Origin of the sequence: Leucobacter japonicus (assembly GCF_001273855.1) — a bacterium.
GTDB lineage: Bacteria > Actinomycetota > Actinomycetes > Actinomycetales > Microbacteriaceae > Leucobacter > Leucobacter japonicus.
On record NZ_JHBX01000142.1, the window covers coordinates 474,732 to 485,845 of the forward strand.

Consider the following 11,114-nt stretch of genomic DNA (forward strand, 5'->3'; position numbering starts at 1 on the left):
GTGCGATAATTGCGAACAATGTCTCCACGCAGCTTGAACCCCCCGGCACCGGCGTCGACCGACCCCGCGAAGATCCGCAACTTCTGCATCATCGCGCACATCGATCACGGCAAGTCGACGCTTGCCGACCGCATGCTGCAGGTCACCGGAACGGTGCCCGACCGTGAAATGCGCGCGCAGTACCTCGACAAGATGGATATTGAGCGCGAGCGCGGCATCACGATCAAGTCGCAGGCGGTGCGCATGCACTGGGCAACCGATGCGGGTGACTTCGCTCTCAACATGATCGACACCCCGGGGCACGTCGACTTCAGCTACGAGGTATCGCGCTCGCTCGCCGCGTGCGAGGGGGCGATCCTGCTGGTCGACGCCGCGCAGGGCATCGAGGCGCAAACGCTCGCGAACCTCTACCTCGCGATGGAGAATGACCTCGAAATCATCCCGGTCCTGAACAAGATCGACCTCCCGGCTGCCGACCCCGAGCGCGTGTCGCGCGAGATCGCTGATCTGATCGGTGGCGATCCCGACGACATTTTGAAGGTGTCGGGCAAGACCGGTGCCGGCGTGGAAGAGCTCCTCGATCGCGTGGTTGAGCGCATCCCCGCGCCCGTGGGCGTGGCCGATGCCGCCCCGCGAGCGATGATCTTCGACTCGGTGTACGACCCGTACCGCGGCGTCGTCACCTACGTGCGCATGATCGACGGCAATCTGTCGCCGCGCGAAAAGATCCAGATGATGTCGACCGGGTATGACCACGAGGCGCTCGAGATCGGCGTGTCGGCGCCCGAGATGCGACCGACGCAGGGGCTTGCCGTCGGCGAGGTCGGTTATCTGATCACCGGTGTGAAAGATGTGCGGCTCTCGAAGGTCGGCGACACCGTCACCGCAAAGCGCAACCCGGCGACCGAGGCGCTGCCCGGCTACACCGACCCGAAGCCTATGGTGTTCTCGGGCCTGTACCCGCTCGACGGCTCCGATTACCCGGTGCTGCGTGAGGCGCTCGACAAGTTGAAGCTCGAAGACGCAGCGCTCCAATACGAGCCCGAGACGTCAGTCGCGCTCGGCTTCGGCTTCCGCTGCGGCTTCTTGGGCCTGCTCCACCTCGAGATCATCTCCGAGCGACTGCGCCGCGAGTTCGACCTCGACCTCATCGCGACGGCGCCGAGCGTCGTCTACCAGGTCACAAAGGAAGACGGCACTGAAGTAACGGTGACGAACCCGTCGGAGTACCCCGACGGCAAAATCCGTAACGTGCGCGAGCCCGTCGTGAAGACGGCGATCCTGGCGCCGAAAGACTACGTCGGCGCCATCATGGAGCTCTGCCAGAGCCGCCGCGGCAGCTTGCTCGGCATGGAGTACCTGGGCGAGCGCGTGGAGCTCCGCTACAGCATTCCGCTCGGCGAGATCGTCTTCGACTTCTTCGACCACCTGAAGAGTCGCACGCAGGGCTACGCAAGCCTCGACTACGAACCCATGGGCGATCAGGAAGCCGACCTCGTGAAGGTCGACATCCTGCTGCAGGGAGACACGGTCGACGCCTTCAGCGCGATCGTGCACCGCGACAATGCCTACAGCTACGGCACGATGATGGCGGAGCGACTCCGCAAGCTCATCCCGCGTCAGCAGTTCGAGGTGCCGATTCAGGCAGCCATCGGCGCGCGAGTGATCGCTCGCGAGACGATCCGCGCGATTCGCAAGGACGTGCTCGCCAAGTGCTACGGCGGCGACATCAGCCGCAAGCGCAAACTGCTCGAGAAGCAGAAAGAGGGCAAGAAGCGCATGAAGATGGTGGGGCGCGTCGAGGTTCCCCAAGAAGCCTTCATCGCAGCGCTCTCCGGAGATGTGGAGGGCAAGGAAGGCGCCAAGCGATGAGCAAGGAGCAGCCCCCGCGTCGCAGCAGCCACGTCGAGATGCCGGTGACGTATGCCGCTGTCGGCGCGTCGAAGCAACCCGATATCGTCAAGTTTCCGCCGGAGGGCATGACCTCATACGAGGAAGAGCTCCGCCTCGGCAGCGGACAGGAGCGCTTCCTGCTCGCATCGAGCCTGCTCATGACCTGGGGTGCGCAACGCGGTTCGGGCGTGCGCGTCACCGACATCGTGCGCGGCTCGGGCGCGGAGTACGCCGGCCCGTCGTTCTCGGGGGACGGCATCCCTGAAGCCGCGGGTGAACTCGAAGAGCACTTCGGGCCCGATGGCGAACCGTTCATCGTCGCGGGAACGACAGCGACGCTGCACGCAGGCGGCCAAGACCCACGAGGCATACTCGTGATCTACACCATCGATGACGACCGATGCGTCGGTTTCGCGTGGGGCACCCGAGACGAGCAGGGCGCCGTGGGGGAGCAACGCTTCGCGATCGAATTCCGCCCCGATGACACGGTGTGGGCGGTCGCCCGCGGATTCGTCGCTGCCCCGAAGAGCGGGCTGCTGGGACTCAAGGGGCGTGCCGACGTGCGCATCGCACTCGACGCCGTGAAATCGCAGCTGGCGAGCCTCGCCCCGGGCGCACAACCCACACCGAACTTGGGGGCGGCAGACGATGAGACATCCGTCGCCATCGCTGACGACGGCGATGCCGCTGACGTCAGCGGGCGAGTCGAATCGTCGCCGGAGGCATCCGAAGTGCTCGAACCGGAGTTCGTCGAGTCGGGGGAGACGCCCGCGTCCGATGAGCCGTCTGAGCCAAGTGCGGCATCAGAGCTGATCGTGGAGGAGGAGACGGTCGCGTTCGCTGAGCCCGAAGTGTCTGCCGAGCCGGACGCATCTGCCGAGCCGGAAGCATCGCAAGAGCGCACAGCTTCGCCCGTACCCGAAGCATCGCCCGAGACAGAAGCTTCGCCACTGCCCGAAGACTCGCTGGAGCCCGAAGCATCTGCAGTGACCGCAGATTCACCGCAACCCAGTCCGGTGGCTGAACCTGTCGAGACTGCAGGCGACGACTCCTCCACCTCCGAAGTGCCCGTGTCGACCACGCATCAGCGTCGGCCGAGCAGCCGTCGGTGATCCGCCGTGCCGAGCGCGCTCCCCGAGGGTGATCCGGCTCCCGATGACGGCTCGCTTCCTGCGAGTGTCGCAATCGGGGCCGAACACCGAAACTTCGGCGTCTACGTGCACGTCCCGTACTGCCGTGTCCGCTGCGGGTACTGCGACTTCAACACCTACACCGCGAGTGAGCTCGGCGGCACGACCCGCGACGATTACGCGTCTCAAGTCGGCCAGGAGCTCGCGCTCGGTGCATCGGTGCTCCGCGACGCGGGTCTGCCAGAGCGCCCGGTTTCGACCGTATTCTTCGGGGGTGGCACGCCGACGCTGCTGCCGGCGAGCGATCTTGCGACCATGCTCGGCCGCATCCGCGAGGAGTGGGGGCTGGCGCCGGGAGCCGAGGTAACGACGGAAGCGAACCCCGATTCCGTTGACGCCGCGTACCTGCGCACGCTCGCCGAGGCCGGTTTCACCCGCGTGAGTTTCGGCATGCAGTCGGCCGTGCCGCACGTGCTGGCCACGCTCGACCGCACCCACTCGCCCGAGCGCGTGCCGCTCGTCACCGAATGGGCTCGCGACGCTGGCCTCCAAGTCAGTGTCGACCTCATCTACGGCACGCCAGGCGAAAGCCTTGCCGATTGGGAACGCTCGATCGACGCCGCACTCGCGTGCGCTCCCGATCACATTTCGGCGTATGCGCTGATCATCGAGCGCGGCACCAAACTCGCAGCGCAGATTCGTCGTGGCGAGGTGGCGGAACCCGACGAGGATCTGCACGCCGAGATGTACGAGCTCGCCGACGCGCGCTTCGCTGCCGCTGGCTTCTCGTGGTACGAGATCAGCAATTGGTCGCGCACCCCTGAGACCCGCTCCCGGCACAATCTCTCGTACTGGACGGGCGAAGACTGGTGGGCTGCGGGGCCAGGCGCCCACAGCCACGTCGGCGGCGTGCGGTGGTGGAACGTCAAGCATCCTGGTGCCTATGCGCAGCGCATGGCAGCGGGCGTCTCCCCAGCGCACTCACGCGAGACCCTCACCGATGCGTCACGCCGTGAAGAACGCATTCTGCTCGAAACCCGGATCGCCGAGGGCCTGCCTGCCGAGGTGCTGACGGCGGAGGAGCGCCGGGCGATCCCGCAGCTCATCGCCGACGGACTCATCGACGGGCGAGCCGCGATCGGCGGCCGGGTGATCCCGACCCTGCGCGGTCGGTTGCTCGCGGATACCGTCGTGCACCGGCTGCTCGGCAGCTGACATGAATCGAGCTCACGCCTCAGATCTCGCCGCAGGCGAACACGGAGCCGCCACTCCGAATGCCGCCTGATCGTCGGACTGCGGTAGGCTTAGCACTCGGAATATGCGAGTGCCAGTGCCCGTGCGCGAGGCCCGCATCCACGATTCGGCGTCAGGAGGGGCAATGGTTTCCGAGCGCAGCCTCGCCGTACTGCACGCGATTGTCAGTGACTACGTTTCCTCGAACGAACCGGTGGGCTCGAAAGCGATCGTCGATCGCCACAGCTTCGGGGTGTCTGCGGCGACGATTCGCAACGATATGGCGCTGCTCGAAGAAGACGAGTTGATCGCGCAGCCGCACACATCGTCGGGCCGCGTCCCCACCGACAAGGGGTACCGGCTCTATGTCGACACCCTGGCTCGCATTCGCCCATTGACGGTCGCCCAGCGCACGGCGATCGAGCGGTTCCTCGGCGATTCTTCAGACCTCGACGACGTCATGGCCCGCACCGTGCGTCTGCTCTCGCAACTCACCAATCAGGTTGCTGTGGCGCAGTACCCGTCGTTGCGTCGCACCGCGGTGCGGCACATCGATCTCGTGGCGCTCGGTGAAGATCGGGTGCTGAGCGTGCTGATTCTCGGCAGCGGGGTCGTCGAACAGCAGGTCGCCTGGTTGCCGGCCTCGCGCGTCACCGAGGCCTGGGTGCACGGTCTGCGTCAGCGGATCGCCGAAGCGGCGGTCGGCATCGACGTCGAGTCTGCAGCCGCGGCCGTCGCCGAACTCGAGGCGGATATCGAGAGCTGGGCGCAACCCGACGAAATCGACCTCGTGCGGCGCGTGCTGACCGTCGTCTTCGACCAGCTCCAGGCCAATCGCAACGACCGCATCGCCGTCGCCGGCGCAGCCAATCTGTCGCGCCCCGACGGTGAATTCGCCGGATCGTTGCCCGTGGTGCTCGAAGCGATCGAAGAGCAGGTGACCCTGCTGCGACTCTTCGGCGAACTCGCGCACGATGGCAGAGAAGTTTCTGCGTCGATCGGGCGAGAAAACGAGCCGTACGGGTTATCCGAGACCTCGATCATCGCGTCCACATACGAAGAAGGCACCGCCGTGTCGAAGCTCGGCGTGCTCGGCCCGCTGCGCATGGACTATGCCGGCAACATTTCGACGGTGCGCGCGGTCGCCCGATACCTCAACCGATTCCTGGGTGAAGAGCGGTAATCCGCCGCCTCATCCGACCAGCACTTCCCACCACCAACCCCTAGGAGTACAACAGCGTGGCCGATCACTACGAGACCCTCGGAGTCACCCGCGAGGCGACCCCCGAAGAGATCAAAAAGGCCTACCGGCGTTTGGCGCGCCAGCTGCACCCGGATGTGAATCCGAGCGAAGACGCGGCAGAGAAGTTCAAAGACGTGACGCACGCGTACGACGTGCTCAGTGACCCCGAACAGCGTCAGCGCTATGACATGGGTGGCGGCCAGGGCGGGGCGGCGGGCTTCGGCGATATCTTCGAGACCTTCTTCGGGGGCGGCTTCGGCGGCGGTCAGCGCGGCCCGCGCTCGCGTTCGGAGCGCGGTGACGATGCGATGATTCGCGTGGACGTCTCGCTCGAAGACGTCATCTTCGGCACCCAGCGCGAGATCACGGTCAATACGGCGGTGCTCTGCAACGTCTGCCAGGGCAGCTGCTGCCAGCCCGGCACCCACCCCGTCACCTGCGATGTCTGCGGCGGACAGGGCCAGGTGCAGCGCCAGGTCCGTTCGCTGTTCGGCAACGTGGTCACGATGCACCCGTGCGGCAGCTGCCAGGGGTATGGCACCGTCATCGAGCATCCCTGCGTTGAGTGCGCGGGCAAGGGGCGCGTGCGCGAGCGCCGCACCTTCCCGATCGACGTGCCCTCGGGCATCGACACCGGCACTCGCCTGCAGATGCGTGGCGGTGGCGAGGTCGGCCCGGGCGGTGGGCCCAATGGCGACCTGTTCATCGAATTCCGCGTGATGCACCACGATATCTTCAGCCGCGACGGCAATGATCTGCTCTGCACGATGCAGCTGTCGATGACCGACGCGATTCTCGGCGCGAGCGCGAAACTCGCGGGGCTCGACGGCGAGGTCGAGGTCGAGGTCGAGGCCGGCACCCAGTCGGGCGACATGCTGACGGTGCGCGGGCGCGGCATCCAGGGGCTGCGCAGCACGACGCGCGGCGACCTGAAGATTGCGGTGCAGGTGGCGACGCCGACCAAGCTGTCGAACCGAGAGAAGGATCTGGTGCGCCAGCTCGCCGCGCTGCGCAAGGACGAGCAGCCGCATCTCGGGGAGTTCCACCAGGGCTTCTTCGGCAAGATTCGCGACCGCTTCTTCCGCCAGGGCTGAGCATGGCGAACCTCTACTACCGCGAAGATCTCGACGATGCGGCGTTCGCTCCGGGCGCGCTGGTCGAGATCACCGGTGAGGAGGCGCGGCACGCGGTTCGCGTGAGCCGTCTGCGCGTGGGCGAGCGCATTCTCGTGGGCAATGGTCGCGGCGCGATCGGTGCCGGCACCGCAGAGCAGGTCGCGAAGGATCGCTTCAGCGTGCGCATCGATCACGCCGAGGGCGGTGACGCCGCGGTCGGGCCTCGCCTCGTGCTCGTTCAGGCACTCGCCAAGGGCGATCGCGACGAGCGCGCTGTCGAGCAGGCGACCGAGTTCGGCGTCGACGCGATCGTGCCCTGGCAGGCGAGCCGCTCCGTGTCGCGCTGGGACGGCGCGGGCGGTGCGGAGAAGACCGCGAAGGGCGTCGCAAAGTGGCAGCGTATTGCGCGTGAAGCGGCGAAGCAGTCGATGCGGGCTGCGATTCCCGTTGTGGGCGAACCCGTCGCACTGTCCGACCTCGAACTGCTGGCACGGAGTGATCGTTCCGCGGTGATCGCTCTGCATCCGCGGGGTGCGCTGACGCTGTCGGAGTGGGGGCGATCCGCCGCGGCCAGTGCAGATGCGATCGACGACGTCGTACTCGTCGTCGGCCCAGAAGGCGGGTTTGCCGATGCCGAGCTCGACGCGCTCGAAGCGGCGGGGGCACACGTTCTCGTGCTCGGCACGACCGTGCTCCGCACCTCTTCGGCGGGCCCGGCTGCGATTGCCGTGCTGAATACGACGTTCGGGCGCTGGTAAGGGCCGAGGCGCTTTGGCCCCGGCCCACCATCGCCCAGTGCGTTCAGTTCACTTCGGCGGGAATCCGTTCGGCGACGGCACGCTGCGGCTGCGGCGCGGTCGACGTCGTGTTCGCGGCGCCGTGCCCGTCGCCGGCGAGCATCGACTCGTCGAACGGGAGCGCTCCGCCGAGCACGCGACGCACACGCTCGGAGTCGATCTGCCGCGTCCACGACCCGATGAGCAGCGTTGCCACCGCGTTACCGGTGAAGTTGGTGAGCGCGCGGCCCTCCGACATGAAACGGTCGATGCCGACGATCACGCCGACGCCGTCGACGAGTTCGGGGCGGTAGGCCTGCAGTCCACCCGCGAGCGTCGCGAGACCCGCACCGGTGACTCCGGCGGCACCCTTCGATGCGATGATCATGAAGACGAGGAGGCCGATCTGCTCGCTCAGATTCATGGGGTCGCCCATGCCCGTCGCGATGAAGAGCGACGCCATGGTGAGGTAGATCGCGGTGCCGTCGAGGTTGAAGGAGTAGCCGGTCGGCACCGTGATGCCGACGACGGGCTTCGAGACCCCGACGTGCTCCATCTTGGCGATGAGGCGGGGGAGCGCCGACTCCGATGACGAGGTGCCGACGATCAGCAGGTACTCCCGGCCGAGGTACTTCATGAGACTGAAGATGTTGACGCGGGTGACGGCGTAGAGCAGCGTGCCGAGCACCCCGACGATGAACACGATGCAGGTGAGATAGAACGCAATCATCAGTACGCCGAGGCTCCAGATCGCCGCGATGCCGGTCTTGCCGACAACGGCGGCGATCGCCCCGAATGCGCCGACGGGAGCGATCCACAGGATCATGCTGAGGATGCGGAAGACCAACGCCTGCAGGTGCTTGATGCCCGCCATGATCGGTGCGCCGCGCTCGCCGAGCCCTTGCAGCGCGAAGCCTGCCAACAGTGCGATGAAGAGCACCTGCAGCACGCTCTCGCCGGTGAAGGCGGAGAAGAACGTTGTGGGGATGATGCCGAGTAAGAATTCGTGCGTGCCACTTGCAGCGCCTTCGGTGGCGTACTCGGCGCCCTGCATGTCGAGGCCGGCGCCGGGGTGGATGACGTTACCGACGACCAACCCGATGGCGAGTGCGAGGGTCGACATGGCCATGAAGTAGACCAGGGCGAGGCCACCGATCTTGCCGACCGTCGCCGCCTTTGCGATCGACCCGACGCCGATCACGATCGTGCAGAAGATGATCGGTGCGATCATCATCTTGATCAGACCGACGAAGGCCTTGCCGAGCGGCTCAAGGGCAACGGCGAAGTCGGGTGCCACCAAGCCGACCGCGGCGCCGAGCACGACCGCGATGATGACGGAGACGTACAGCCAGGTGTGCTTGTCCCACCGACGCCGGCGGGCCGGGCGTGGGTCGTGTGCTTCGTTCGGGCGGGAATGCCGCGCGGGGGCCGGGATGACCATGAAGTTCCTCCTGAGAACGCCGTTGTCCATGTGCAATGCGGCGGTGATCGAGAAGCACTCGGTGCCGTCGCGTTCAACACGCTAAGCGGCGCGAAGATGACGAGTGCATTTCGGGCTTATCGGACCCCGGCGGGGTGAGATCGGAGCGTTCGGGCGGGGTCCGGTCCGTGCCACAATGTTCCGCATGGCAGCGAAGGCGGTACCGCGAACGGCGCGCAGCGCGACGTCCCGGGTGTTCCTCGTGCTCTCCGCCGCCGTGCTCGTCGTCACGGTCGCGGTTACGGCGCTCCTCGTTTGGGACAGCCGCCGCGCGGAATACGGCGAGGCCGAGCGCACGACGCACGCGCTCTCGCTCGCTCTTGCCGCATCTCCCGCGACCGCCACGGCTTTGGGCGAAGGGATCGATTCGGAACCCACCGAGGAGCTCCGCGCGCTGGTATCGCGTCTGAGCCGTGAGGCCGGCGTGAGCTATGTCACGGTGATGGATGCGCAAGGCATTCGGTTCACGCACCCGGACGCGAGCGAGATCGGCCAGCACTATCGCGGCACGATCCCCGCCACCCCCACGGTGCTTTCCGAACGGTGGACCGGTACGCTGGGCCCCTCCGTGCGCACGATCGCTCCCGTGGTCGCGGTGGGGGATCCGGCGGCTCCTGACCGTGTGCTCGGCTGGGTGTCGGTCGGCATCACCGTCGAGTCGATCGGCGGTGAGATCGTGCAGGATCTGCCGCTCGTGTTCGGGGTGAGTGCCGTGTTCGTCGCACTGGGCGTGCTCGCCGCGGTACTCGGCCGGCGTGCGACGCGGCGCATCACCGGAGATCTCTCGGCGTCGGCGGTGCACGAGGCGCTCGTGTCGCATGAGTCGCTCCGCACGCTGAGCGAGTCGCTGCGCGCCCAGACTCATGAGCACGCGAACCGTTTGCACACCGCGATCGCGCTGCTCGAACTCGGTCGCACCCCAGACGCGATCGAGATGCTTGCCGACACGTCGCGGCGCAGTCAGGAGCTCGTCGATCGTGTGACCGCGCCGACTGCGCTCGATCCGGTCGTGAGCGCGCTGATCCTGGGAAAGACGGCGCAGGCGGCCGAACGCGGCGTGGAACTCGACGCCGACATCGACCTCGCGCCCGGAGACGCACAGCTCGTGGAAACGATCGCGCTGTCGACCATGGACCTGGTCACCGTTATCGGCAATCTTCTCGACAACGCCATCGACGCTGCCGCGTCCGGCGCGGCGCGGCCGAGGAGCGTCTCTCTTGAAATCGTGTGGACGACGGAGGGCGGGCTCCGCGTGACCGTCTCGGATTCGGGCGACGGTATCGATCCGGCGCTGCTCGAGCGCGTGTTCGACTGGGGCGTCTCGACCAAGACGACCGCGATGGGTGCCGCTCCCGAAGAGCGAGGGGTCGGGCTCGCGCTCGTGTCCCGACTCGTCAGGAACGTTGGAGGAGACGTGGCGGTGTCGAGCGAGCCGACGCGGTTCACCGCGGTCGTGCCCGCCAGCAACGTCCCGACCGTGTCCGCTGAGGTGGTGCCGTGACGCAGTTCGCTTCCGAAGCTTCCGGATCATCCGCCGCCATCCGGGTCATCCTCGTAGATGACGACCCACTCACGCTCGAACTGCACCGCGCCCATTTGCAGCGCGCGGGTGGGTTCTCGGTGGTGGCGGAGTGCCGCGATGCGCGTTCGGCGGCACGCGCCGTCACCGACCCCGGACTCGCCGCCGATCTCGTGCTGCTCGATGTGACGATGCCGGATGGGACCGGCCTCGAGGTACTGCGGCACGCACGCGCACGCGGTGTGCGCACCGACGTCATCGCGGTGAGCGGTGTGCGTGACGTCGACGTGGTGCGCGAGATGGTGGCCCTGGGGGCGGTGCAGTATCTGATCAAGCCCTACACGTTTGCGATGTTCCGCGAGCGAATCGAAGCGTTCCGGGAGTACCACCGCAGGTCGCATCAGACCACCGGCGACGCGACACAGCACGAGGTCGATGCGATGCTCGCATCGTTGCGAACCGCGCCGGTGAGCACCCTGCCGAAGGGGATCGCCGCGGCCACCCTCGAGTCGGTCACCCGTGTGGTGCGCGATCGCGGCCCGAGCACGGCGAGCGAAGTCGCTGCCGGGCTCGGAATCTCGCGCGAGGTGAGCCGGCGCTATCTGGAGTACCTCGCAGACGCCGATCGCCTGGTGCGCGAGCCGCGGTACGGCGCGCGCGGTCGACCGCAGGTCGAGTACCGCTGGCACGACGGGGCGGCGCCCTCCGGCAGCGTCTAGACTGGA

General features: G+C 67.0%; 9 protein-coding genes. 8 read left to right on the plus strand and 1 reads right to left on the minus strand.

Going from position 1 to position 11,114, the window contains the following annotated elements:
• Positions 1–18: 18 nt before the first annotated feature.
• The 6 genes from lepA to AMS67_RS16365 all read left to right on the plus strand — a co-directional run bounded on the left by lepA (position 19) and on the right by AMS67_RS16365 (position 7,372).
• Positions 19–1,872 carry a translation elongation factor 4 gene (lepA, locus tag AMS67_RS16340; protein WP_053388269.1) on the plus strand — a complete coding sequence of 618 codons (1,854 nt, stop codon included), beginning with the start codon at positions 19–21 and terminating at the stop codon, positions 1,870–1,872.
• Entirely contained in the window at positions 1,869–3,005 is a 1,137-nt protein-coding gene (locus tag AMS67_RS17025; RefSeq protein ID WP_075201459.1) for a DUF1990 domain-containing protein, read from the plus strand. The genes lepA and AMS67_RS17025 overlap by 4 nt, the downstream gene beginning before the upstream one ends.
• A 6-nt stretch (positions 3,006–3,011) precedes the next feature.
• Entirely contained in the window at positions 3,012–4,238 is a 1,227-nt protein-coding gene (hemW, locus tag AMS67_RS16350) for a radical SAM family heme chaperone HemW (RefSeq protein ID WP_053388270.1), read from the plus strand.
• A 163-nt stretch (positions 4,239–4,401) separates the two neighbouring features.
• On the plus strand, positions 4,402–5,439 hold the full coding sequence (gene hrcA / locus AMS67_RS16355) for a heat-inducible transcriptional repressor HrcA (RefSeq protein ID WP_053388271.1): 1,038 nt from the start codon (positions 4,402–4,404) through the stop codon (positions 5,437–5,439).
• Between the two features lie 56 nt (positions 5,440–5,495).
• Positions 5,496–6,593 carry a molecular chaperone DnaJ gene (gene dnaJ, locus AMS67_RS16360; protein ID WP_053353187.1) on the plus strand — a complete coding sequence of 366 codons (1,098 nt, stop codon included), beginning with the start codon at positions 5,496–5,498 and terminating at the stop codon, positions 6,591–6,593.
• 2 nt (positions 6,594–6,595) lie between these two features.
• A complete protein-coding gene (locus tag AMS67_RS16365; RefSeq protein WP_053388272.1) occupies positions 6,596–7,372 on the plus strand; it encodes a 16S rRNA (uracil(1498)-N(3))-methyltransferase in 777 nt (258 codons plus the stop codon).
• Between the two features lie 43 nt (positions 7,373–7,415).
• Here AMS67_RS16365 and AMS67_RS16370 read toward each other — a convergent pair whose 3' ends face one another.
• Positions 7,416–8,831 carry a cation:dicarboxylate symporter family transporter gene (locus AMS67_RS16370; protein ID WP_082305573.1) on the minus strand — a complete coding sequence of 472 codons (1,416 nt, stop codon included), beginning with the start codon at positions 8,829–8,831 and terminating at the stop codon, positions 7,416–7,418.
• Between the two features lie 184 nt (positions 8,832–9,015).
• Here AMS67_RS16370 and AMS67_RS16375 point away from each other — a divergent pair, with 184 nt between their 5' ends.
• The gene (locus AMS67_RS16375; protein WP_075201487.1) at positions 9,016–10,371 is read left to right on the plus strand and encodes a sensor histidine kinase; all 1,356 of its coding nucleotides are present in this window, start codon (positions 9,016–9,018) and stop codon (positions 10,369–10,371) included.
• Positions 10,368–11,108: a response regulator gene (locus tag AMS67_RS16380; RefSeq protein ID WP_241488123.1), complete on the plus strand. Its 741-nt coding sequence runs from the start codon at positions 10,368–10,370 to the stop codon at positions 11,106–11,108. Before AMS67_RS16375 ends, AMS67_RS16380 begins: the two co-directional genes overlap by 4 nt.
• Positions 11,109–11,114 lie beyond the last annotated feature (6 nt).